The following is a 24,554-nucleotide window of genomic DNA, read 5'->3' on the forward strand; positions in this document are numbered from 1 at the left end:
GGCCGGGCCGGGCGCCGCCGGTCGCGGCAGCCACGGCGTGGAATAATCCACGCCAGCGGTCCTCCGGATCGCGACTGCGCAAGGGGAAACGCATGCTCCGTTGGATCCGACGCCTCGCGGTGCTGGCGCTGCTGCTGGCCGCAGCGACGGTGATGGTGGCCTGGTGGCTGCTGCGTGGCAGCCTGCCCGCCCTCGATGGCGACCTTGCGCTCGATGCGGCCGGCCTGGCTGCACCGGTGTCCATCCAGCGCGACGCACTGGGGGTGGTCACGATCGACGCGGGCAGCGAAACGGATGCGATGCGGGCGCTGGGTTTCGTGCATGCACAGGAACGCTACTTCGAGATGGACCTGATGCGGCGCAGTTCCGCAGGCGAACTGGCCCAACTGTTCGGGCCGGTCGCGGTCGATGTGGACCGGGAACGGCGCATGCATCGCATCCGGGCGCGCGTGACCGCGTACATGGACGCGGTGGCCGGCGAACGGATGCCGCAACTGCAGGCCTACGCCGACGGCGCCAATGCAGGCGTCGAGGCGCTGCGCGTGCGGCCCTGGCCCTACCTGCTGCTGCGCCAGGCGCCGCGTCGCTGGGAAGTGGCGGACTCGGCGCTCACCGGCTATGCGATGTATTTCGACCTGCAGGATTCGCAGAACGCGCGCGAACTGGGGATGTGGAAGCTCCGCCAGCACCTGCCGCCGGCGCTGTACGCCATGCTCGCGCACGACGGCACGGAGTGGGATGCGCCCCTGTTCGGCGCGGCTCGCGGGAATGCACTGCTGCCCGATGCCAGCCAGGTCGACCTGCGCACGCTGCCAGCGCCCGACTCGGCACGGCCGCGCAAGCTGGCCGACAAAGGCACGCCCGGCAGCAACAACTGGGCCGTGGCTGGCGCATTGACCGCCGATGGCCGCGCCATCGTCGCCGACGACATGCACCTGGGGCTGCGCGCGCCGAACATCTGGTTCCGCGTGCGCCTGCGCTATCCGGATGGTCGCGCGCCCGGTGGACGGGTGGATGTCTCCGGCTTCAGCCTGCCCGGGCTGCCCGCCGTGGTGGTGGGCAGCAATGGCCATGTCGCCTGGGGCTTCACCAACAGCTACGCCGACACCGCCGACTGGTATCCGGTCCGACCCTGCGCCGGTGGCGACGCCAGCGAACCGGCGGCATGCGACGCGATGCAGGAGCACGCCGAAACGATCCTCGTCGCCGGTGGCGACCCGGTGAACCTCACCGTGCGAGAGACCACGCAGGGCCCGGTGCTGCACGACGCACAGGGCCCGACACCGGCACTGGCCCTGCGCTGGGTCGCGCACCAGCCGGGCGCGCTCGACGTCGGGTTGGCGGAGATGGCTCGCGCCGGCGATCTCGAAGCGGCGCTGGCAGTCGCCGGCACGGCCGCGATGCCCGCGCAGAACCTGGTCGTCGGCGACCGCCAGGGCCGGATCGCGTGGCGCATCATCGGCCCGCTGCCGGTGCGCGCCAGCGGCTGCACGGGAAGCCTGGTGTCTCCTGCGATGCCCTCACCCGACTCGCCACCGGATCCGGCACGCCCTTCCGGCGAAGCGGCCGCGCCCGCTCCTGGTCCCTGCGCGCCCTGGCCGATCGCCACCGGCATGTCACCGATCCTGGCCGACCCCGCCCCGCATCGGCTCTGGACCGCCAATGCCCGCGTGCTCGATGGCGACGCCCTGGCGCAGGCCGGCGACGGAGGCTACGCACTGGGTGCGCGCGCGCAGCAGATCCGCGACAGCCTGATGTCGGGCGATCGCTTCGACGAAGCGGGCCTGCTGGCGATCCAGCTCGACGACCGCGCCGTGTTCCTGCAGCGCTGGTGGCAGTTGCTGCAGGACGAAGCGAAGTCGGCTCACGCCGCGCCGGCTCTGCAGGACCTGGCGAGCGCGGGCAAGACCTGGGAGGGTCGCGCGACGGTCGAATCGGTCGGTTACCGCCTGGTCCGCGCCTGGCGGCTGGCAGTACACACGCGCATCGCCGACGGGCTGACGGCGCCGGCGCAGGTCGCGCTCGGCGACGACTTCACCGTCTCGGACCTGCCCCAGCTCGAAGGCATCGCATGGCCACTGCTGCAGCAGCGGCCGCAGCACCTGCTCCCGCGTCGCTACGCCAGCTGGGATGCTTTGCTGGAAGATGCCGCGCGCGAAGTGCGCGACGAACTCGCCGAGAGGGGCCCGCTGGCCGAGCGGACCTGGGGTGAGCGCAATACCGCCCGCATCTGCCACCCCCTGGCCAACGCCCTGCCCGCCTTCATCAAACCCCGCCTGTGCATGCCTGCCGATCCGCTGCCGGGCGACGGCTCGATGCCGCGGGTGCAGGGCCCTGCCTTCGGCGCCTCCGAGCGAATGGTGGTCTCACCCGGGCACGAAGCCGACGGCATCGTGCACATGCCCGGCGGGCAAAGTGGCCACCCGCTGTCCCCGTTCTGGGGCGCCGGCCACGATGACTGGGTGCACGGACGGGCCACGCCATTCCTGCCGGGCACCCCCCGGCACACCCTCACCCTCGCACCTGCCTCCACGCCGGATTGACCCGCGCAGGCGCGCGGCAGCGGTGCCGTACATGGCGCACAATCACCCCAGCCCAACGGAGAACTGCCGCGATGCGAATGCTCCCTGTCGTCCTGTCCGCCGCTTTCGCCGCACTGCTGCTCCCGGCGTGCAGCTCCGTCCAGCCCGATCCGGGTGCCCCGGGCCACTTCGGCAGCGTGGCAGGCAACTGCAATGCCGACCCGGTGGCCTGGGCCGTAGGCAAACAGGCCGAACAGGACGTGATGCGCCGCGTGTGGCACGAAAGCGGCGCCGGGCTGATCCGCCCGATCGGTCCGGACACCGCCGTGACCCGCGACTTCCGCCCGGACCGGGTCAACGTCGACATCGACCGCAACAACACCATCACCCGGGTCAGTTGCGGCTGAGCCAACCCGCGCCTTGCAGGACGCGGCCCCGGCCGGCGATCAGCAGCGCCGCAACCACCCGCGACCCCGCCTGACCGGGGGGTCGGCCTCGCGCCATGCCCCACTGCGCCGGCGGCTTTGCAAGCCATGCTTCTGCAGGAGCGGACTCCAGCCCGCGAAGCCGACGCCAGTTGCACGGCCAGCGCCTCCGGGATTCCGGCACCTTCGGCTTCGCGGCCATGCCCGCGCCTACGAGGCGTGCGCCTGCTCGTGCACGCCGGCCACCGCGCGCCCGGAGGGATCGGCCATCTTGGCGAAGCTCGCGTCCCAGGCGATCGCCGCCGGCGAAGAACACGCGATCGACTTGCCCCCCGGCACGGTCTCGGCCGCCGCGGGGCTGGGATAGAAGCGTTCGAACACGCTGCGGTAGAAGTAGGCTTCCTTGGTCTGCGGCGGGTTTAGCGGGAAGCGCTTGTCGGCCGCGGCCAGTTCGCGATCCGACACCTGCGCTTCGGCATGCGCCTTCAACCCGTCGATCCAGCCGTAGCCCACGCCGTCGCTGAACTGCTCCTTCTGCCGCCACAGGATCTGCTCGGGCAGGTAGCCGTCGAAGGCCTGGCGCAGCACGCCCTTCTCCATGCGCTGGGCGTCGTTGCGGGACCTGTCGACCATCTTGTACCTGGCATCCATGCGCATGGCCACGTCGAGGAACTCGCGATCCAGGAACGGCACGCGCGGCTCCACGCCCCAGGCCATCATCGACTTGTTCGCACGCAGGCAATCGAAGTTGTTGAGCGCGTCGAGCTTGCGGATCAGCTCCTCGTGGAACTCGCGCGCGTTCGGCGCCTTGTGGAAGTACAGGTAGCCGCCGAAGATCTCGTCGCTGCCCTCGCCCGAAAGCACCATCTTCACACCCATCGCCTTGATCCGGCGCGCCAGCAGGAACATCGGCGTCGACGCGCGGATGGTGGTGACGTCGTAGGTCTCGATATGGCGGATCACCTCGGGCAACGCATCCAGGCCCTCTTCGAAGGTGTACTCGTAGCCGTGGTGCACGGTTCCCAGCGCTTCGGCCGCGACCTCGGCCGCGGCCAGGTCCGGGGAGCCCTTCAGGCCGATGGCGAACGAGTGCAGGCGCGGCCACCAGGCTTCCGTCCTGTCGCCATCCTCGATGCGATGCCGTGCGTAGCGCGCGGCCACCGCCGCGACCAGCGACGAATCCAGCCCGCCGGAAAGCAGCACGCCATAGGGCACGTCGGTCATCAGCTGGCGGTGCACCGCCGCCTCGAAGGCCTCGCGCAGTTCCTGCGACGAAACCTCCACGCCCTCGACGTCGGCGTAGTGCCGCCAGGGCGCGTGGTAGTAGCGGGTCAACTCGCCGGTCGCGGAGTCATACCAGTGGCCCGGCGGGAACTGCGCCACGTCGGCGCATTCGTCCACCAGCGACTTCATCTCCGAAGCCACGCGCAGCCGGCCTTCCCTGTCGTGGCCCCAGTACAGCGGCACCACGCCGATCGGGTCGCGGGCGATGATCGCGCGGCCCTTGCTTTTGTCCCACAGCGCGAAGGCGAAGATGCCATTGAGCCGGTTGAGGAACGACGCCGGTTCGTCCTCGCGGTACAGCGCATTGATCACCTCGCAGTCGGAGGCGGTCTGGAACGCATACGGCTCCTTCAACTGGCCCTTCAGCGGCACGTGGTTGTAGATCTCGCCGTTGACCGCCAACGCAAGCTGTCCATCCTCCGACAACAGCGGCTGGGAACCGCCGGCGGGATCGACGATGGCCAGGCGCTCGTGCACCAGGATCGCGCCGGCGTCCACGTACACGCCACTCCAGTCCGGTCCGCGATGGCGCTGGCGCTGCGACAGATCCAGCGACTGTCGGCGCAGTCCCTGCAGGTCGTCGCCCGGTTGCAGGCCGAAGATGCCGAAGATCGAACACATGGGGAAAGCTCCTGGGTCTGGGTGGTGTTACGGAATCGGACCTCTGATGCGGCCATGGCGGACGCAAGCCGGGCATAAAAAAACCCGCATCGGCCGATGCGGGTTTCGTGGTGACCGGGCTGTGGTGCCTTATGCCTGGTCGCGCCCCCGCATCGTTCGCGCACGGTTATTCGCCGCATTGTTGCGGTTCGAATTGGCCGGGTTTGCGCGCAGGGCGGAAGACATGGGCCGACACTAACCCGCACCGCGGACGGGCCGCAACCGTTGCAGGGGCAACTGACAATGCGCTCACGCCGTGCGGCGAATACTCCGCCGACCGCGCGCCATCGTCTTGCCCGCGCTCCGCCGTCACCGGAGATCCGCCTTGCCCGACACTACCCAACGCCTCACCCGCACCGCGCAGGTGGTCGCCCGCCTTGCCCGCCACCGTCGCGTGCTGACCGGCCTGGACTGGACCCACGCCCCACCCGCCGAGCCGTCGATCGCCGATGCGTCCGGCATCGCCGAAGCCCAGGCGTTCGCCGCGGACCTGGAATCCCTCGGTCCGGCTTTCATCAAGCTGGGGCAATCGCTTTCCACACGCCCCGACCTGGTGCCACCGGCCTACATCGACGCGCTGGACCGCATCCAGGATGAAGTCGCACCGATCGATACCGCAGTGGTCGAGAAGATCATCGAGGAAGAGCTTGGCGCGAAACTCAGCCGGCTGTTCGCTTCGTTCGATCCGGTTCCGCTGGCAGCCGCTTCGCTCGCGCAGGTCCATCGCGCGGTGCTGCGCGACGGTCGCGAGGTCGCGGTGAAAGTGCAGCGGCCGGGCATGGACGCGGCGATCCGCCTGGACCTGGAGGTCCTGTCGGGACTGGCCGGTACCGCCGATGCGCTCACCGAGACCGGGCGCCGCCTGCACTTCGCCGGCTGGATCGCCGAGTTCCGCAAGATCCTCCTGCTGGAGCTGGACTACCGCCGCGAGGCCGAAAACCTGGATCGCTTCCGCGAGCGGCTGTCGGCCTACCCGCAGCTGTACGTACCTGCGCCGGTGTGGGGACTGAGCACCGCGCGCGTGCTGACCATGGAACTGGTCCACGGCAGCAAGGTCACCGCGGTCTCGGGGCTGCGCCGTACCGAACTGGACCTGGCCACGCCGGCCGCCGAGCTGATGCGCGCCTACCTGGACCAGGTGTTCGTGCACGGCGACATCCATGCCGATCCGCACCCGGGCAACGTGATGCTGTGCGACGACGGACGGCTGGCGCTCATCGACCTGGGCATGGTCGCCCAGGTCCCGCCGCGCATGCGCGAACGCCTGCTCAAGTTGCTGTTCGCCGCGGTGGACGCGCGCGGCGAAGACGTGGCGCGCGAACTGGTAGCGATCGGTACGCGCCTGGAGCAGTTCGACGATGCCGCCTTCAACCGCGACACCGGCCAGCTGGTCGCGCGCTACGCCACCGGCGGGCGGCGCACCTCCGAGGGCCGGCTGCTGCTGGAGCTGGTCGGCACCGCTGCCGAACACGGCCTGCGCGTGCCTGCCGAGATCAGCCTGCTCGGCAAGACCCTGCTCAACCTCGAGCGGGTCGCCAATGCGCTGGACCCGGAGATGGATGTCCGTCGCCTGGTCGAATCGCACCTGGAATCGATCATGCGCGCGCAGCTGCGCGGCTCCTTCTCCAGCGCGAACCTCGCCAGCGAACTGCTCGAGGTGCAGGGCCTGCTGCGCGACGCTCCGCGCAAGATTTCCGACACGCTGTCGCTGCTGGCGGAGAACCGCCTGCAGGTGCGGCTGGATGGCCTGGAGAACTCGCGGCTGATGGAGAACATGCAGAAGATCGCCAACCGCATCGCTGCCTCGGTGGTCACCGCGGCGCTGCTGATGTCCTCGGCGATGCTGATGCGGATCGAAACGCCGGCTCGCCTGTTCGGCTATCCGGCGCTGGCCGTGGTGCTGTTTCTGATCGCGGTAGCGCTGGGCCTGACGATCGCTGTGAGCGCCTTGCTTTACGACCGCAAGGCGCGTCCGAACGAGCAGCACGGACCGCACTAGGCAAGGCGCGGGGCGGCGGCGGCCGGATACCGACCGCGACGGCCGCTACAGGAGCAGGCGCTCCACCAGGCGCCGGTAGAGATCCGGCAGCGCTTCGAGATCGGCGACCGATACATGCTCGTCGACCTGGTGGATGCTGGCGTTGACCGGTCCGACTTCGATGCACTGCGCGCCCAGCGGCGCGATGAAACGCGCATCGGACGTGCCGCCACCCGTGCTTTCCTGCGGCGGTGCGCCCGCGAATTCACCCAGCACCTCGCGCGCGACCGAGCGCAGGCGACCCTCGGGCGTGTAGAAAGGTTCGCCGCTGCGGTGCCAGCGCAGGTCGTACTGCAGGCCGTGGCGATCCAGGAGCGCGGCAATCTCCGCTTCCAGCGCCGGCGCATCCCAGTGCGGGTTGTAGCGCAGGTTGAACAGCACCTGCAGCTCACCGGGAATGACGTTGCTGGCCCCGGTGCCGGCCTGGATGTTGCTGACCTGGAACGACGTCGGCGGGAAACTCTCATAGCCGTCGTCCCACTCCCGCGCTGCGAGCTCGGCCAGCGCGGGGGCGGCCTGGTGGATGGGATTGCGCGCCTTGTGCGGATAGGCGACATGGCCCTGCACGCCGTGTACCCGCAGGGTGCCGGACAGGCTGCCTCGCCGGCCCACGCGCAGCAGGTCTCCCAGTCTCTCGGTCGAAGACGGTTCCCCGGTGATGCACCAGTCGATGCGCTGGCCGCGCTCGCGGAACACCGCGGCGACGCGGCGCACGCCCTCGATGGCATCGCCTTCTTCGTCCGAAGTCAGCAGGACCGCCAGGGTACCGGCATGACCCGGATGCGCGGCCACGAACTGTTCGGCGGCGACCACGAACGCGGCGACGCTGCCCTTCATGTCCGCGGCACCGCGGCCATGGAGCGCCCCCCCGCGCACCACGGGCACGAATGGGTCGCTGCTCCAGGCCTCGCGCGGCCCCGGTGGCACCACGTCGGTATGGCCGAGCAGGACCAGCACGGGTGCGCCGCTGCCGTGCGTGGCCCACAGGTTGTCGACCTGGCCGAAGCGCAACGACTCGCAGGCGAAGCCGGCGCGCTGCAGGCGCGTGGCCACAAGGTCCTGGCAACCGGCATCGTCCGGCGTCACCGAGGGACGCGCGATCAGGTCACGCGCCAGGTCCAGCACTTCGCTCATGTGTCTGCTCGTTGTCGATTGCCGCAGCGGAGGATACGCCAGCCGCCCGCGAACCGATCCCGGGGCCGGCTCCGGCGCCGCTGCCGCCTGCGATGGGATCACCGCGACCGGATCCCGCGTGACGGACCGTCAGCCGACGCCGAACAGCTTCTTGAATCCGTTGTCGGAGAATCCCTGGCTGAAGGCGCCGTCGTCCTTCACCACCACCGGCCTGCGCACCAGCTGCGGATGCTCGCGCAGCAGCAGCTTCCACTCGGCCTCGCTGCCCGGCGCCTTGCGGTTGTCGGGCAGCTGGCGCCACGTGGTCGAGGACTTGTTGACCAGCGCATCGAAGCCACCAGCCTTGCCGGCCCACTCCACCAGCACTTCCGGCGAAGGCTTGCTGTCGCGGTAGTCGACGAAGGCATACGGCACGCCGAAGCGCTCCAGCCACTTCGTCGCCTTCTTGCAGGTATCGCAGTTCTTCAAGCCGTACAGGGTCGTCATCTCACCCACGCAGCAGCTCGTTGATGCTGGTCTTGGCCCGGGTCTTGGCATCGACCTGCTTGACGATCACCGCGCAGTACAGCGAGTGACTGCCGTCGGCGGCCGGCAGGGAGCCGGACACCACCACGCTGCCCGGCGGCACGTAGCCGTAGGACACCTCGCCGGTGGCGCGGTTGTAGATGCGGGTGGACTGGCCGATGAACACGCCCATGCCGATCACGCTGTGGTGGCCGACGACGACGCCCTCGACCACTTCCGAGCGCGCGCCGATGAAGCAGTGGTCCTCGACGATGGTCGGGCTGGCCTGCAGCGGCTCGAGCACGCCACCGATGCCGGCGCCGCCTGAAATATGGCAGTGCTTGCCGACCTGCGCGCACGACCCGACCGTGGCCCAGGTATCGACCATCGTGCCTTCGCCGACATGCGCGCCGATGTTGATGAAACTCGGCATCAGCACCACGTCCTTGCCGAAATGGGCACCGCGGCGCGCCACCGTGCCGGGCACCACGCGCACGCCGAGCTTGCGGAACTCGGCCTCGCCGTAGCCTTCGAAGCGGGTCGCGACCTTGTCCCAGAACGGCGCGGGCGCGCCCTCCATCACGGTCATGTCGTTGACCCGGAAGTACAGCAGAACCGCCTTCTTCAGCCATTCGTTGACCTGCCAGCCGCCCTTCCCGTCCGGCGCGGCGACGCGGAATTCGCCGGACTCCAGGCCGCCGATCACGCGCTCGACCAGCGGGCGGGTGGATCCGTCGATCTCGTCCAGGGTCAGCGCGGCGCGGCGCGCGAACGCGCTGTCGATCGAAAACTTCAGCTCTTCCAGCCCGGGGCCGGCGGGCACCGCGGGGCGCTTGCGCGCGGTCTTGCGTGTGGCGGTCTTCTTCGGGCTGGTGGCCATCAGCTTGGGGCTCCGGGAGTCAGGCTTTCGGGTTCCAGTCGCGCACGCAGTTCGTCGCGCAGCAATTCCTGCGCGGCGGCGTCCAGCGGCTGGTCGTGTTCGTCTGTGATCTGGAAAATATCTTCGGCGCGCTCGCCAAAGGTGGCGATGCGCGCGTCATGCACGCGCAGGCGGCAGGCGCGCAGGGCCTGGGCCAGGTCGGCCAGCAGTCCGGGGCGATCGGGGCAGACCAGGCGGAGCAGGCTGCGGCGGCCATCGGCGGCCGCACTGAACTCCACCTGCGGCGGGAACCTGAAATGGCGCAGCTGCCGCGGCGCCGCGCGGCGCGGCGCGCGCACGTTCTCCAGCGCGCCGGAAAGCGCCTGCTGCAGTGCCTGTTCCAGCTGGAGCGGATCGCCGCTGGCGAAACTGTCGGCCGGCAGGATTTCGAAGGTATCGAAGACCGTGCCATGCGGGCCCATCAGGATGCGCGCCTGGTGCACGCCGTAACCGTGGCGGTCGAGCGTGGCAACGATCGCGGCGAACAGGCCGTCGCGATCGGGCGAGTGCACGAACACTTCGAGCGCCCCCCCCTGTTCACCGCCCTGCCCGCCGATACGGCGAACCGCCACCCGGGTGTCGCCCATCCGCACCTGGACCAGCGCCCCCGCCTGCCAGGCCAGCTGCTCGGGCCGGAAGCGCAGGAAGCTCTCGTCGGGCATCTCCGCGAACTGCCGATCGATGGTGGCATCGTCGTGGCCTTGCACCCGCATCGTTTCGCGGGTGGCCTCGCGGGCCTCGGCGACGCGCGCCTCCGCATCGACCGGCGTCTCCAGCCCCTCGCGGAGCACCCGCCGCGTGGACAGGTACAGGTCGGCGAGCAACCGGTCCTTCCACGCGTTCCACAACTTGGGACTGGTGCCGGCGATGTCCGCGCAGGTGAGCAGGTACAGGTAGTCCACGCGTTCGCGATCGCCCACGAGCGTGGCGAAGGCGCGGACCACGTCAGGGTCGGAGATGTCCTGCTTCTGCGCGGTGACCGACATGCGCAGGTGCTGCTCCACCAGCCACACGACCAGGCCGGTATCGGCATCGCTCAGCCCGTGGGCCGAGCAGAACTCGCGCGCGTCCACCGCGCCCAGTTCGGAGTGGTCGCCGCCGCGGCCCTTGGCGATGTCATGGAACAAGCCTGCCAGCAGCAGCAGCTCCGGCTTGCGCAGGCGCGGCCAGACCTCGTGCGCGATCGAAAAGCGCTCGTCGCCTGCACCGCTGGCGAAACCGGCGATGTTGCGCAGGACCATCAGGGTGTGCTGGTCGACGGTATAGACGTGGAACAGGTCGAACTGCATTCGCCCGGATACCTGCGCGAATGCCGGCACGTACTGGCCGAGGACGCCCAGCCGCGCCATCCGGGTCAGGGTCTCGACCGGGCGTGGTCCGCGCAGCAGCGCCATGAAGCGCGCGCGCGCGGCCGGTCCGGCCACCGTGTAGGCCGGCAGGCGAGGCAGCGACTCCGCCAGCGCGCGTGCGGTCTGCGAGTGCAGGCCCCGCACCTCCGGGTGGGCTGCCCAGGTCGCGAACAGCGCAAGCACCTCGCGCAGGTCGGCCTCCGGCCAATAGTTCGCGGCGGCGGCCAGGTAACCGCGCCGCAGGACGAAATCGGGATTGAGGACCTCGGGCGTGGCTTCGCCGTCGAAGGTTTCCTCGAAACGCTGCAGCAGGCGGTCGCTGATCCGGCGCACGATCGCTGCGCTGCGGTAGAAGCCCTGCATCATCTTCTCGACGCCGAGGCTGTGCTCGTCGTCGTCGTAGCCCAGCCGCTGGGCAAGCGCCTTCTGGTAGTCGAAACGCAGGCGCTCCTCGGGCCGGCCGGCCACCAGGTGCAGGCCAAAGCGCAGCCGCCCCAGCGAACGCCGCTCGCGCGCCAGCGCCGCCGCTTCGTCCGGGCCGAGGTGGCCCAGGCCGACCACGGCCTCCAGGTCGCTCACGCCGAACGCGCGCTGCGCCATCCAGCCCAGCGTGTGCAGGTCGCGCAGGCCGCCGGGGCCGTCCTTGATGTTCGGTTCCAGGTTGTCGGAGGTATCGCCATGGCGACGATGGCGCAGCAGCAGCTCCTCGCGCTTGGCCATGAAGAAGTCGCGCGGTGGCCAGATTTTCTCCGGCGCGATCGCTGCGGCCAGCGCCGCCATTGCCTCCGGTTCGGCGGCCACCGGGCGCGCCTCGAGCAGCGCGGTCATCACCGTCTGGTCGGCCGCCGCTGCAGTGCATTCGGCCGCCGAGCGCACCGCATGGCCGACCGGCAAGCCGAAATCCCACAGCAGCGCGAAGAAGCGCGAAAGGCCGGCCTGCTGCGCCTGTTGCGCCTCCGGCTCGGCCAGGACCAGCAGGTCGATGTCGGAACGCGGGAACAGCTCGCCGCGGCCGTAGCCACCCACCGCGATCAGCGACAGGGCCGCGTCGTCGGGAATGCAGTGGTGCCAGGCGCGTCGCAGCAGGTCATCGACCAGGCGCGCGCGCAGGGCAAGCAAGCGACCGATGTCGACCTCGCGGCCGTAGCGCTTGAGCAGGCGCGCATCGCCGTGCGCCAGCAGTTCCCGCGCATGCGCGGCCCAGCCGGCATCGTCCGCCGGCTCCTTTCCGCCATGGGCTTCGGCGACCAGCGGTCCGACGCCCATGCCGGTACTCACGCCGGGGGTTGCTGGCCGGCGGCCAGCGTCAGCACGTCCACGCCGTCCTCGGTCACCGCGATCATGTGCTCCCACTGCGCCGAGAGCTTGCGGTCCTTGGTCACCACGGTCCAGCCATCCGGCAGCACCTTGGTATAGCGGGTGCCCTCGTTGATCATCGGCTCGATGGTGAAGGTCATGCCCGGCTTGAGCACCAGGCCGTCGCCGGGCCGGCCGTAATGCAGCACCTGCGGCTCGTCGTGGTAGACCTTGCCGATGCCATGGCCGCAGTACTCGCGCACGACGGTGAAACGCTCGGCCTCGGCATAGCTCTGGATCGCATGGCCCACGTCGCCCAGCGTGGCGCCGGGCTTCACTGCGCGGATACCGCGCCACATCGCCTCGAAGGTGACTTCCACCAGGCGCCTGGCCATCACCGACGGCGTGCCGACGTAATACATGCGGCTGGTGTCGCCGTGCCAGCCGTCCTTGATGACGGTGACGTCGATATTGACGATGTCGCCGTCCTTCAGGACCTTGCCCGGGCTCGGGATGCCGTGGCAGATCACGTTGTTGACCGAGGTGCAGACCGTCTTGGGGTAGCCCCGGTAACCGACGTTTGCCGGGATCGCGCCCTGCACCTTGACGATATGGTCATGGCACAGCTGGTCCAGCTCTTCGGTGGTCACGCCCGGCTTTACATGCGGGGCAATCATCTCCAGCACCTCGGCGGCCAGGCGGCCGGCGATGCGCATCTGCTCGATTTCGTCGGGGGTCTTCAGGTGCAGGCTCATGCGGGGATTATCGCCGATCCGGCGGATTCCTGAACGCGCGCGACCGCCGCATTCAGGCCCGCGCGGAAATTTGACTCCCACCGGCACCGCCAGTCGGCCGCGCAACCCCTCCCCCGCTTTTTCCTGAACCGTTAACGCCAGAACACTGACGCGGCGGGTCACTTTTTGCTGAATACGCCCAAGTCATTGCGCGGCCTGTGTCACAATAATGCCTATTCAGGAACCGGTATAGGCGTCACATCCCGCTCCAGGGACTGGAGAAACACAGCGCCGGAGAGTTGGCACGGTTCCTGCTCCACCCCTCCGGCAAGCATCACATCCCGATTTCAACCACCCCTGGAGTTTTCGATGAAGCTGTTCAAGAGCACCCTGATCGCCACCGCCCTGGTCGCCGCCGGTTTCGCGGGCACTGCCAATGCCGCCACCGCCACCGGCAACTTCCAGGCGAAGATCGTCATCACCGAGTCGTGCACCTTCAGCACCGCCGGAGCCTCCGATGTCGACTTCCTCTCCAAGGCCCGCTCCTCCGCCGGCGACGTCGATGCCACCGGTACCCTGGTGGTCACCTGCACCAGCGGCACCCCCTACACCATCGCCCTGAATGCTGGCAGCTACGGCGGCGCCACCGTGACCACGCGTCGCATGCACAACGGCACGGGCGTCGGCGTCTCGGTTCCGTACACCCTGTACCGCAATACCGGCCGCACCCAGAACTGGGGCAACACGGCCGGTACCGACACGGTTGCCGGCACCGGCAACGGCAACGCGCAGAACGTCTCGGTCTACGGCCGCGTGCTGAGCGCCGACACCAATGTGCCGGCCGGCACGTATGCCGATACCATCACCGCGACGATCAACTACTGATCGACTCGATGAGGTCGGGTTATGGCCCCGATGACGCTTGATCAGGACAGGCCGCGCCCCCCCAAGGGGCGTGGTTCCCGCATCCGGGGGTGGCTGCTGCTTGCAGCGTTGGCGCTTGCCGGACCGGCCGCGCTGGCCGCCAACCTGCAGGTCAACCCGATCATGCTCGAGTTCGCACCCGGCGAGCAGTCGCAGGCGGTGTGGCTCAGCAACACGGGAACCGAGCCGCTCAAGGCCCAGGTCAGGGTATCGGCCTGGAGCCAGGCCGGGGGCACGGACCAGACCGAACCCAGCCGGGACCTCGTGGCCAGTCCGGCGATCCTGGAGGTCGCGGCCGGGCAGCAGCAGCTGGTGCGGATCATCCGTCCACGGAGCGAACCGCTGCAGACCGAAGCCGCCTACCGGCTGACCATCGACGAGTTGCCTGCCGATGGTTCGGAACCGCAGCGCTCGGGCCTCCAGTTCCTGTTGCGTTATTCGGTGCCGGTGTTTGTCCTGGCCGAGGGAACCGAACCGCTGAGTCCCTCGCGACGGACCGCCAGTACCCCACCGTCCACCGGCACACCCACCACGCTGTCTGCCCGTCTGGAAGCACGCGGGGATGCCAGCCTGCTCAGCATCACCAACCCCGAACGGCAGCGGGTGAGGTTGAGCAACCTGGTCTGGGTGGATACCGGCGGACATCGCACCGAGCTCGCACCGGGCCTGTTCGGTTATGTGCTGGCCGGGCAACGGATGCAGTGGACGATTCCGCTGTCGCCGCAGCAGCGCGCCAATGGAGGCAGCCTGAAGGTCAGGTTCAATGACGATCCGAACGACCAGACATTGCCGCTGGAAAATCCTGGCAGCTAGCGTCGCCGCGGCCTGCGCGCCCTGTGCGCTGCTGGCCGCCCCTGCCCCCAATCCCTCGCCCGCCCCATTCTTCGCGCCGGGTGCGCTGGACCTGATCGAAACCGGCGGACCGGACGCGGAAGCAGCGGCTGGTTCGCAGGAGCTCTATCTCGAAGTCTCGCTCAACGAGTTCGCAACGGGGCGACTGGCCCGTTTCGTCATGATCGACGGGCGCCTGCATGCAAGCGCTTCGACGTTGCGCGAACTGGGCCTGCAATGGCCGGGCAGCGAGACGGCGGGCGACGTGGTGGCGCTCGACGATATCCCGGGTTTGCAGGCGCGCTACGACGCGAGCAACCAGATTCTCGCCCTGTCCGCTCCGCTGGAAGCCCTGTCGGGCGACCGGGAGCACTTCGGCATCGCCGACCGGACGGCGCCGAAGATCGATCCGCTGACCCGCGCCCCTGGCCTGCTGTTCAACTACGACGTCTATGCCCAGGGCGACAGCGACTACCGCTCGATCAGCAGCTGGAACGAGCTGCGCCTGTTCGGCGTCGGCCCGGGCGTCTGGAGCACCAGCCTGGTCAGCCGGGTGGACTCCCTCCCAGGCGAGCGCGACATCCACGACACCACGCGCCTGGACACGTCCTGGCAGCTCGACCTGCAGGACAGCATGGTCTCGGTGGTCGTGGGCGATACCTACAGCGGGGGGCTGGGCTGGACCCGCACCACGCGCATCGGCGGCGTGCGCGCATCGACCAATTTCGCCCTGCAGCCGTATCGGGTGACCACGCCGCTGGCCTCGTTCGCCGGCGAAGCGGTGCTCCCATCGACGGTCGACCTGTTCATCAACGGCGTGCGCCAGTCCAGCCAGGAAGTGCGGCCTGGCCAGTTCCAGATCGACAGCATCCCGACCATCACCGGCGCCGGGCAGGCACAGATGGTCATCACCGACATCAACGGCCAGAGCCGGGTCGTCAGTTTCGCCCTGTACAACACGCCATACCTGCTGCAGCAAGGCCTGACCGACTGGTCGGTCGAGGCTGGCAAGGTGCGACGCGACTATGGCCTGCGTTCGTTCTCCTATGCCGACGACCCGATGGGCAGCGCCACGGTCCGCCATGGCCTGAGCGACAGCGCCACGCTTGAATTCCATGCCGAAGGCACTGCCGATCTGCAGATGGCCGGCGCCGGGGGGGCGTGGTTGCTCGGCGACCGCGGTGGCGTGCTCGACCTGAACGTGGCCGGCAGCCAGTACGACGGCCAGTCGGGCCACCAGTATGGCGCGGGCTACCAGTGGAACTCGTCCATTTTCAACGTGGGCATGTCCACGCTCCGTCGCAGTGACGAGTTCGCCGACGTGGCCACCCTGGAAGATGCGATCCTGCCCCGCCGGATGGACAGCGTCTTCATGGGCGTGAACTGGGGCGTCGCCCAGATTGGCGCCAGCTACGTGCGCCAGGAGATGGCCGGGCAGACTCCCGCGCGCTACGCCAGTCTTCACTGGTCGAGGCAATTGCCCCACAACGGCTACCTCAGCCTGAGCGTCAATCGCGACCTCGAGAACCGCGACTCGGACAGCGCCTTCCTGTACTGGTCGATGCCCCTGGATCGCCGGGTGTCGGTGTCCGCCTCGCTCCGTCACAGCCGCGATTCGGACAATCTCACCCTCGAGGCCAACCGCCCCGTCGACAGCGACCTGGGTGGCCTGGGCTGGCGCGCGCAGACCACGCTGGGTGAGCGACCCGGCGCCCAGGGGCAGATTTCCGGACTCGGTCGCTTTGGTGGCTGGAATGCGGGCCTGCTCTACATGCGTGGAGATGGCGGCGCGCCCGACACCACCAGCGGCTTCGCTGGCGCAACCGGCAGCGTGCTGTTCATGGAGAAGCACCTGTTCGCCATGCGCCGGGTCGAAGACGCGTTCGCGCTGGTGACCACGGACGGCATCGCCAACGTCCCGATCCTCCAGGAAAACCGCCTGATCGGTTACACCAACGAGGACGGCCTGCTGCTGGTGAATCGACTCAACTCGTGGCAGAACAACCGGCTTTCGATCGATCCGCTGAAGACGCCGACCGACGTGCGCATGGACCGGACGGAAATGTATGCGGTCCCGGAAAGCCGAAGCGGCATGCTCGCCAGGTTCCCGATGCGCAGCGTGCTGTCGATCCAGGCGACCGTGACCGCCCCGGACGGCCCGCCCATCGCCGCCGGCAGCCCGGTCTGGCTGCAGGACGCCGACCCTGACACCTCGCCTGCCTTGACGGTGGTCGGCTACGACGGCCTGATCTACCTGCAGGAGCTGCCGCCCGGTGCCGGCCTGAAGATCCGCCAGAATGGCGCCTATTGCGACGTCGTCCTGCCCGAGCTGCCCAAGCCGTCGGGATTCGTCGAACTGGATGGAGTGGTATGCCGATGAACAACCTCTTCCCGACCCCGGACCGTGCCCGCCGCTGGCTTCGCACCCTCCCAGTCGTCGCGATGTTGGCCTGCGTGTGGCTGATGCCAGGCAAGGCGATGGCGGCCAACTCTTGCTGGTTCAGTTCCCTGAGCAATGTGTCGTTCGGAACCGTGGGCAGCGGTGGCGGCACCTCGTCGGGCACGCTCAACTACATCTGCCAGAACGATAGCCCGGCCCAACGTACCTTCCGGATCTGCCTGTACGTGAATCCGTCGTTGCCCACCGGCGTCGCGCCACGCCGGCTGATCCGGCAGTGGTGGCCGGTCGAATACATGAACTACGACCTCTATTCTGACCCGGCGATGACCCAACTCATCGGCTCGGAAACCAGCGGCCATGCCGTCCAGAGCGTGGTGCGAACCACCAGCTCCACGGGCCAGACCACCGGCTCGATTCCCTTCTACGCGCGAATCCCGGCCGGCCAGACAATGTCGGCCGACTCGTACATCGCCCAGAACAACTTCGTGCTGCGGGCCCCGTCGCAGGGCGGCACGACCGCGCCCGCGACATCGCTGTGCGCGTCCGGACCGCAAGCCAGCGATTACTTCGAGGTCTACGCGAGTTTCGCCAACACCTGCTACATCAGCGCGGCCACCGACATGGATTTCAACTCGGTGGTCAACTTGGCCACGGCGCGCAACCAGACGTCGACCATCAGCCTGCGTTGCCCGAACAACACGGCCTGGCAGGTTGCACTGAGCTACGGGAACAATCCGACGGGAACGACCCGGCGCATGATCGGACCCGCCAGCAATTACGTCACCTATCACCTGTTCCAGGATTCGGCGCGAAGCATCCCGTGGGGCAACACCACCTCGACCGACGTAGCCGGTACCGGGAACAACGCCACGCAAACGCTGACCGTCTATGGCCAGGTCCCCGCGCAGGCGATCAACTCCGCGGGCACTTACTCAGACACGATCACCATTACGCTGACTTATTGATCCGGGGCAGGCGCCCCCGGCGGCGATTGCCCGCCGGCTTGCAGGGCCGGCCGGCGCTTCGCGCCATTTGCGTGATCCATTGCACAGATCACGCCGACGCAACACCCCCGGGTCCACGGTGGGCTCAACTTTCCGCGTCACCCGCCGAAAGCGTGGCTGAAGGCCGGTCTCCCCGACTGGCAAGGAGCCGCCGATGCGTACCCGCAAAGCAATCCTGGCCCTGGCAGCTCTGGCCCTTTCGGCAGGGGCCGTGCAGGCATCCAGCAGGCAGAGCACCCTGCGGATCTCGATGACCGTCGTCGACCGATGCGACGTCCGCGACGGCACCACCAGCCCCAGCGTCGACTGTTCGATCGGCGTGCCCTGGACGATGGCCGCACCGGGCGCCCCGGCAGCCGCCCCATACCGGATCGCCGACGGCGACCATTTCTCGCACCTCCCCGTTCCGCATAGCGGTCCCGTGGACGGATCGCGGGTCACCACGATCGTCTTCTGATGCCACGCGCCAAGGCCACGTCGCTGGCGCTGGCGCTCGCCGCCTGGCTTGGCGCCGCCATTCCCGCCCACACGGGCGACCTGCGCCTGGAACCGGTGTCGCTGGTCATGCATCCGTCGGAGGACTCGACCAGCCTGTGGCTGAGCAACACGGGCCGGCAGCCGCTGCAGGCACAGGTGCGGCTGTTCTCCTGGACCCAGGACGGGGGCGGCGAGGTGCTGGCCCCGACCCGCGATCTGGCGGTGAGTCCGCCGCTGATGGAAGTCCCGCCGCTGGGTCGCCAGCGGGTCCGGCTGGTCCGGCTCGGGAGCGGCTCTCCCGCGACCGAGACCGCCTACCGCCTGGTCGTGGACGAATTGCCCTCCACCGTCGCTGCCTCCGCGGCAGGCGCCGGGAGCGAAGCTTCGCTGCTCCGTTACTCGATCCCGGTCTTCGTGCAGCCCTCGGCGCCGGCGGCCGCCTCCAGGCTCAGCGCCAGGATCGAGGAAGATGCGTCCGGACGCCGCCTGCTGCGGCTGGACAACAGTGGTGGACGCCACGCCCGCATCGCGGGGCTGGCCTTCGTCGGTACCGGCGGGCGCCGCCACGTGCTGGCCCCGAACCTCGCCGGATACGTGCTGGCCGGGCGCTACAAGCTCTGGCCGCTGCCCGAGGAGGCCGGCCAGCCACCCTACGGCCGCTTCGAGGCCGACGTGAACGGGGAACCGGTGGTCCTGGTCCCGGAACAGGTCCTGATCAGCGGGCGCTGAGGCGATTTGCCCGGGCCGCATCCCTGCGGCTATACTTCCGCGGCTTTCCTGCGCCCTCCTGATTCCATCCGGGGGCCGCCCACGCCGGGCGGGAAGGCGCCGGCCCTGTCCGGCCCCGGCGAATCCACACCTGACGCCATGCCCCGTGCCGGGGTGCCTGCTTCCACGGAAGCCGGTTCGGACACGGAAGCGCCAGGGAGGCCCAACCCCGGAATCGTCGCTGCGAGCCCTTCGCAAGGGCCCGCCGATCCATGCGCGGTCTACCAAGAACAGCCGCACGTGCGACGCGATTCCACTGCCAGGAGTTAAATGCAATGCCCCAGGTCACCATGCGCCAGATGCTGGAAGCCGGCGTCCATTTCGGCCACCAGACCCGTTACTGGAACCCGAAGATGGCTCCGTACATCTTCGGCGCCCGCGGCAAGATCCACATCATCAACCTCGAGAAGACCGTTCCGCTCTTCTCCGACGCGATGAACTTCATCTCGGCCATCGCCCAGAAGCGCGGCACCATCCTGTTCCTGGGCACCAAGCGCAGCGCGCGCGAGTCCATGAAGGAAGAAGCCGAGCGTTGCGGCCAGCCGTACATGACCCAGCGCTGGCTGGGCGGCACCCTGACCAACTTCCGCACCGTGAAGCAGTCGGTCGCCCGCCTGAAGGAACTGGAATCGGCCGAGACCGACGGCACCTTCGAAAAGCTGGTCAAGCACGAAGTGCTGGGCCTGCGCCGCGAGCGCGACAAGCTGGAAGCCTCGCTGGGCGGCATCAAGGACATGAACCGCCTGCCGGACGCGCTGTTCGTCATCGACATCGGCCATGAAGACATCGCCATCAAGGAAGCCAAGAAGCTCGGCATCCCGGTGATCGCGGTCGTCGACACCAACTACGACCCGGCCCTGGTCGACTACCCGATCCCGGGCAACGACGACGCCATCCGCGCCGTGCAGCTGTACGCCCGTGCCGCCGCCGATGCCGTGCTGGAAGGCAAGGCCGCTGCGCCGCACGCCGCCACCGTCAGCGAGAACGACTTCGCCGAGTCCGATGGCGACAAGCCGGGCCGTCGCGCCCCGGCCCGCAAGGGCCCGCCGCGCAAGGACAAGGCTGAGGGCGGCGAAGCCGCTGCTCCTGCCGCTGCCGAGTGATCCATCCGGCGGCCGCCTCGTGCGGCCGCCAACCCGCCGGACGGTAGCGCCACGCGCGCCGTCCGCGGTCCGGGCCGGACGACCGCGTGCGCCGCAGGCGCGATCGACCGTCCGCCCTGCTCCGCCCCGCGGAGCCACATTCATCCCATAAAGAGGTAATCCCGTGGAAATCACTGCTTCCCTGGTCAAGGAACTGCGCGAGCGCACCGGCGCCGGCATGATGGAGTGCAAGAAGGCACTCGCCGAGAACGGCGGCAACATCGACGCCGCCGGCGAGTGGCTGCGCAAGTCCGGCCTGGCCAAGGCCGACAAGAAGGCTGATCGCGTCACCGCCGAAGGCCGCATCGCGGTCGCCCAGAACGGTGGCAAGGCCGTGCTGGCCGAAATCAACTCCGAGACCGACTTCGTCGCCAAGGACGTCAACTTCATCGCCTTCACCGATGCCGTCGCCGCTGCCGCACTGGCCGCCGGCGCCACCGACATCGAGTCGCTGAAGTCGGCCAAGCTGCCTTCCGGCGAGACCGTCGAGGAAGCCCGTGCCGCCGCCATCTCCAAGCTGGGCGAGAACATGCAGGTCCGCCGCGTGGTCGCCATCGACAGCGCGCACAACGTGGCCGCCTACGTCCACGGCGGCAAGATCGGCGTGCTGGTCGAGATCAGCGGCGGCGACGCCGAGCTGGCCCGTGGCATCGCCATGCACGTGGCCGCCATGAACCCGCCGCACAACAAGGCCGCCGACGTGCCGGCCGAGTTCGTCGCCAAGGAAAAGGAGATCGAGCTGGCCAAGATGTCCGAGAAGGACAAGGCCAAGCCGGCCGAGATCCTCGAGAAGATCATCTCCGGCAAGATCAACAAGATCGTCAACGAGGTGACCCTGTACGGCCAGCCGTACGTGCTGGACAGCGACAAGACCGTCGAGCAGGTGGTCAAGGCCGCCGGTGCCGACGTGATCGGCTTCCAGCGCCTGGTTGTCGGCGAAGGCATCGAGAAGGTGGTCGAGGACTACGCCGCCGAAGTCGCCAAGGCGATGCAGGTCTGATCCTGCACCACCGGTAACGGGCTGCATCGAAGGCCGCGGATTTCCGCGGCCTTCTTCGTTTCCAGCGCGCACGTCGCCCATCGTGATCACTTCATGCAGCGAAAGTGCTGACTGCGACACGGTTTTGGCCGCATACTCGTCGGGCAAACCGCCATGACCGCGTAGTGATGCGTCCGGAACTCGAAACCCAACTCCTGCACTGCCGCAACCTTCCGTCGCCGCCTGCCGTGGCGCTGCGGATCATCGAACTGGCGCAGGATCCGGGGGCCGACCTGGCGGCGACCGCGCGCCTGATCGGCATGGACGCCGCGTTGAGCGCGCGCATGCTGCGCGTGGCCAACTCGCCGCTCTACGCGGGCCGGCGCCGGGTGGACAACCTGGGCCAGGCACTCACCCTGCTCGGCGTCAACGCGACGCTGAGTCTGGCACTGGGTTTCTCGCTCGCGCAGGGCTTGCGCGGAACCAACGGCACGGCGGCCGAGCAGGATCGCATCTGGCGTCGCAGCGCGCTGGCGGCCCTGGTGGCCCGACTGCTTGGCCATCATGCCGGCGTGAGGCGCCTGGAGGACCTGCTGCTGGCCGGCCTGCTCCAGGACATCGGCGCGCTGGCGCTGCTCCAGGCCATGCCCGAGGAGTACTCGACCCTGCGCGCGCAGGCCGTCGACAACGCCGACCTGCTGCAGCGCGAGCGCACGGCATTCGGTGCCGACCATGCCCAAGTCGGTGCATGGCTGGCCCGCCACTGGCGACTGCCGTCCTACCTGGTCGACGCGATCGCCGACAGCGAAGCCGACAGCGAAGCCGACAGCGAAGCCGACAGCGACGATGCCTTCCAGGCCTGCGTCGTGGCGTCCGGAACGATCGCCGACCTGTGGCTGGCCAACGGCCAGGTCGAACAACTGGGCGAACATGCGCGCGCGCGGGTGGAAGCGTGCGTGACCGACAGCACCCGGCTGGACGGCCTGCTGGTGCAGATCGAGACGGCCCTGCCCGAGGTCGCGACCCTGTTCGAGGTGCAGATCGCCCATCCCGCGCACCTGGCGGCGATCATCGACGACGCCAAGGAACTGCTGATCGTGCGCAACCTGCGCGAGATCCAGGACGCAGCCCGCGCGCGCAGCGAGGCCCAGGCTTCCGAGGACCAGGTGCGCCGGCTCACAGAACAGGCGCGCCGCGATCCGTTGACCGGGGTCTACAACCGGCTGCAGATGGAAGACGTGCTGGAACGCGAGTTCGCCACGGCGGTCGCCCTGCAGCATCCCCTGTCGATCGCATTCATCGACCTGGACGACTTCAAGAACATCAACGACCGCCACGGCCACCTGGTCGGCGACCGCGTGCTGCACCAGTTCGCACAGGCCCTGCAGCGCATGCTGCGCAGCACCGACCTGGTCGCGCGCTACGGCGGCGAGGAGTTCCTGGTGGTGCTGAGCCACTCCAACGAAGCGGCGGCCGGGCGCGTGCTGCGCAGGATCCTCGAGGAGACCTCGCGCATGCCGATGGCCGAGGTCGACGGCAAACCGCTCTACGTCACCTTCTCCGCGGGCCTGGCCACCCACGGCACGAGCCGCCAGTTCGCCGACGCCCGCAGCCTGCTGCAGGCCGCCGACGACGCCCTGTACGGCGCCAAGCGCGAAGGGCGCAACCGGGTCAGCCAGCACGGGCAATGAACGGCGCTGCGTCCGCGCGCGCCACGCGCGAGCCGCGCACCGGGGCTTTCCGCTAGAATTCGCGCGTTTGCCATTCCCCCCCCAGGTGCCGCCATGTCAGATCTCGCCTACCGCCGCGTCCTGCTGAAACTTTCGGGGGAAGCGCTGATGGGTGCCGAGGACTACGGCATCGATCCGGTGGTGATCGGCCGCATCGCCCGCGAGATCATGGAAGTGCGCGAGGCCGGTGCCGAGATCGGCCTGGTGATCGGCGGCGGCAACATCTTCCGCGGCGCCGGCCTGGCCGCCGCCGGCATGGACCGGGTCACCGGCGACCAGATGGGCATGCTCGCCACGGTGATCAACGCGCTGGCCATGCAGGACGCGCTGGAGAAGCTCGGCGGCAAGGTCCGCGTGATGAGCGCGCTCAAGATCAACGACGTGTGCGAGGACTACATCCGCCGCCGCGCGGTGCGCCACCTGGAGAAGGGCCGCATCGGCATCTTCGCCGCCGGCACCGGCAACCCGTTCTTCACCACCGATTCGGCCGCCGCCCTGCGCGCGATCGAGATCAACGCCGACCTGCTGCTCAAGGCCACCAAGGTCGACGGCGTCTACGACCGCGACCCGAAGAAGCACGCCGACGCGGTCCGCTTCGAGGAGCTGGACCACGACGAAGTGATCGCCCGCGACCTGCAGGTGATGGATACCGCCGCCTTCGCGCTGTGCCGCGACCACGGCATCCCGCTGCGCGTCTACGACATCTCCGTGCCCGGCAACCTGATGCGGATCCTGCGCGGCGACAGCATCGGCCCCCTGGTCCGCGCCCGCCGCTGAGTCCTACCGCCCCGTCCCGCCGGCTGCGCCGCGGATCGGCGATGCCCGTATAATCGGCCGATTCGGCTTTTTCGACGGAATACGGCGATGCTCAACGAGATCAAGCAAGACGCGCAGGCCCGCATGGTGAAGAGCATCGATGCTCTGCGCCACACCCTGGTCAAGGTCCGCACCGGCCGCGCGTCCACCGGCCTGGTCGACACGATCCGGGTCAACGCCTACGGCAGCGACGTGCCGTTGTCCCAGGTCGCCAACGTTTCGGTCTCCGATGCGCGCTCGCTGGTGATCACCCCGTGGGACAAGGGCATGGTCGGCGCCGTGGAGAAGGCGATCCTCGCCTCGGACCTGGGCCTGACCCCGAACACCGCCGGCACCACCATCCGCCTCAACCTCCCGGCCCTGACCGAGGAGCGACGCCGCGACCTGACCAAGGTCGTGCATGGCGAAGGCGAGGATGCCAAGGTCGCGATCCGCAACGTGCGCCGCGATGCCAACCAGCAGGTCAAGGACCTGCTCAAGGAAAAGCAGGTCACCGAGGACGAGGTCCGCCGCGCCGAGGAGGACATCCAGAAGATCACCGACAAGGCGATCAAGGACGTCGACGAGGTGGTCAAGGCGAAGGAACAGGAACTGATGGCGGTCTGAGCGGTCTGACC

At 68.9% G+C, this 24,554-nt stretch carries 20 protein-coding genes; 14 read left to right on the top strand and 6 right to left on the bottom strand.

Going from position 1 to position 24,554, the window contains the following annotated elements; all coding sequences use genetic code 11:
- Nucleotides 1-92: 92 nt before the first annotated feature.
- Nucleotides 93-2,543 carry a penicillin acylase family protein gene (locus CSC65_RS08285; protein ID WP_162410098.1) on the top strand — a complete coding sequence of 817 codons (2,451 nt, stop codon included), beginning with the start codon at nt 93-95 and terminating at the stop codon, nt 2,541-2,543.
- A 77-nt stretch (nt 2,544-2,620) separates the two neighbouring features.
- On the top strand, nt 2,621-2,929 hold the full coding sequence (locus CSC65_RS08290; RefSeq protein ID WP_162410099.1) for an I78 family peptidase inhibitor: 309 nt from the start codon (nt 2,621-2,623) through the stop codon (nt 2,927-2,929).
- A gap of 228 nt (nt 2,930-3,157) precedes the next feature.
- Here the strand turns inward: CSC65_RS08290 and asnB are convergent, their stop codons facing one another.
- Nucleotides 3,158-4,852, bottom strand: a complete 1,695-nt coding sequence (gene asnB / locus CSC65_RS08295; RefSeq protein ID WP_162410100.1) for an asparagine synthase B — start codon at nt 4,850-4,852, stop codon at nt 3,158-3,160.
- Between the two features lie 364 nt (nt 4,853-5,216).
- Here asnB and CSC65_RS08300 point away from each other — a divergent pair, with 364 nt between their 5' ends.
- Nucleotides 5,217-6,890: an ABC1 kinase family protein gene (locus CSC65_RS08300; RefSeq protein ID WP_162410101.1), complete on the top strand. Its 1,674-nt coding sequence runs from the start codon at nt 5,217-5,219 to the stop codon at nt 6,888-6,890.
- A 45-nt stretch (nt 6,891-6,935) separates the two neighbouring features.
- Here CSC65_RS08300 and dapE read toward each other — a convergent pair whose 3' ends face one another.
- The 5 genes from dapE to map form a co-directional block, all read right to left on the bottom strand.
- Nucleotides 6,936-8,063 carry a succinyl-diaminopimelate desuccinylase gene (gene dapE, locus CSC65_RS08305; protein ID WP_162410102.1) on the bottom strand — a complete coding sequence of 376 codons (1,128 nt, stop codon included), beginning with the start codon at nt 8,061-8,063 and terminating at the stop codon, nt 6,936-6,938.
- A gap of 129 nt (nt 8,064-8,192) precedes the next feature.
- Nucleotides 8,193-8,549 (bottom strand): Spx/MgsR family RNA polymerase-binding regulatory protein, encoded by a 357-nt coding sequence (locus CSC65_RS08310; protein WP_162410241.1) that lies wholly within the window; start codon nt 8,547-8,549, stop codon nt 8,193-8,195.
- Nucleotide 8,550: 1 nt separating this feature from the next.
- Nucleotides 8,551-9,447, bottom strand: coding sequence for a 2,3,4,5-tetrahydropyridine-2,6-dicarboxylate N-succinyltransferase (gene dapD / locus CSC65_RS08315; RefSeq protein WP_162410103.1), 897 nt, complete (start codon nt 9,445-9,447; stop codon nt 8,551-8,553).
- On the bottom strand, nt 9,447-12,101 hold the full coding sequence (gene glnD / locus CSC65_RS08320) for a [protein-PII] uridylyltransferase (protein WP_162410242.1): 2,655 nt from the start codon (nt 12,099-12,101) through the stop codon (nt 9,447-9,449). The genes dapD and glnD overlap by 1 nt, the downstream gene beginning before the upstream one ends.
- 8 nt (nt 12,102-12,109) lie before the next feature.
- Nucleotides 12,110-12,886 carry a type I methionyl aminopeptidase gene (map, locus tag CSC65_RS08325; protein ID WP_162410104.1) on the bottom strand — a complete coding sequence of 259 codons (777 nt, stop codon included), beginning with the start codon at nt 12,884-12,886 and terminating at the stop codon, nt 12,110-12,112.
- Between the two features lie 348 nt (nt 12,887-13,234).
- Here map and CSC65_RS08330 point away from each other — a divergent pair, with 348 nt between their 5' ends.
- From CSC65_RS08330 to frr, 11 genes are all read left to right on the top strand, one after another.
- Nucleotides 13,235-13,750, top strand: a complete 516-nt coding sequence (locus CSC65_RS08330) for a Csu type fimbrial protein (RefSeq protein ID WP_162410105.1) — start codon at nt 13,235-13,237, stop codon at nt 13,748-13,750.
- Between the two features lie 30 nt (nt 13,751-13,780).
- The gene (locus CSC65_RS08335; RefSeq protein WP_162410106.1) at nt 13,781-14,602 is read left to right on the top strand and encodes a fimbrial biogenesis chaperone; all 822 of its coding nucleotides are present in this window, start codon (nt 13,781-13,783) and stop codon (nt 14,600-14,602) included.
- Nucleotides 14,553-17,000, top strand: a complete 2,448-nt coding sequence (locus tag CSC65_RS08340) for a fimbria/pilus outer membrane usher protein (RefSeq protein WP_162410107.1) — start codon at nt 14,553-14,555, stop codon at nt 16,998-17,000. The genes CSC65_RS08335 and CSC65_RS08340 overlap by 50 nt, the downstream gene beginning before the upstream one ends.
- On the top strand, nt 16,997-17,986 hold the full coding sequence (locus tag CSC65_RS08345) for a Csu type fimbrial protein (RefSeq protein ID WP_162410108.1): 990 nt from the start codon (nt 16,997-16,999) through the stop codon (nt 17,984-17,986). Before CSC65_RS08340 ends, CSC65_RS08345 begins: the two co-directional genes overlap by 4 nt.
- Nucleotides 17,987-18,179: 193 nt before the next feature.
- The gene (locus CSC65_RS08350) at nt 18,180-18,482 is read left to right on the top strand and encodes a hypothetical protein (RefSeq protein WP_162410109.1); all 303 of its coding nucleotides are present in this window, start codon (nt 18,180-18,182) and stop codon (nt 18,480-18,482) included.
- On the top strand, nt 18,482-19,231 hold the full coding sequence (locus tag CSC65_RS08355; RefSeq protein ID WP_162410110.1) for a fimbrial biogenesis chaperone: 750 nt from the start codon (nt 18,482-18,484) through the stop codon (nt 19,229-19,231). The genes CSC65_RS08350 and CSC65_RS08355 overlap by 1 nt, the downstream gene beginning before the upstream one ends.
- Before the next feature lie 314 nt (nt 19,232-19,545).
- A complete protein-coding gene (gene rpsB / locus CSC65_RS08360) occupies nt 19,546-20,373 on the top strand; it encodes a 30S ribosomal protein S2 (RefSeq protein ID WP_162410111.1) in 828 nt (275 codons plus the stop codon).
- Nucleotides 20,374-20,536: 163 nt separating this feature from the next.
- Complete coding sequence (gene tsf, locus CSC65_RS08365; RefSeq protein WP_162410112.1) at nt 20,537-21,412, top strand: translation elongation factor Ts; 876 nt, start codon at nt 20,537-20,539, stop codon at nt 21,410-21,412.
- A 167-nt stretch (nt 21,413-21,579) separates the two neighbouring features.
- Entirely contained in the window at nt 21,580-23,082 is a 1,503-nt protein-coding gene (locus CSC65_RS08370) for a GGDEF domain-containing protein (protein WP_162410113.1), read from the top strand.
- A 93-nt stretch (nt 23,083-23,175) separates the two neighbouring features.
- Nucleotides 23,176-23,898: a UMP kinase gene (pyrH, locus tag CSC65_RS08375; RefSeq protein WP_162410114.1), complete on the top strand. Its 723-nt coding sequence runs from the start codon at nt 23,176-23,178 to the stop codon at nt 23,896-23,898.
- Nucleotides 23,899-23,985: 87 nt separating this feature from the next.
- Nucleotides 23,986-24,543, top strand: a complete 558-nt coding sequence (gene frr / locus CSC65_RS08380) for a ribosome recycling factor (protein ID WP_162410115.1) — start codon at nt 23,986-23,988, stop codon at nt 24,541-24,543.
- Nucleotides 24,544-24,554: the final 11 nt, after the last annotated feature.

Origin of the sequence: Pseudoxanthomonas daejeonensis, from assembly GCF_010093205.1 — a bacterium.
GTDB classification, from domain to species: domain Bacteria; phylum Pseudomonadota; class Gammaproteobacteria; order Xanthomonadales; family Xanthomonadaceae; genus Pseudoxanthomonas; species Pseudoxanthomonas daejeonensis.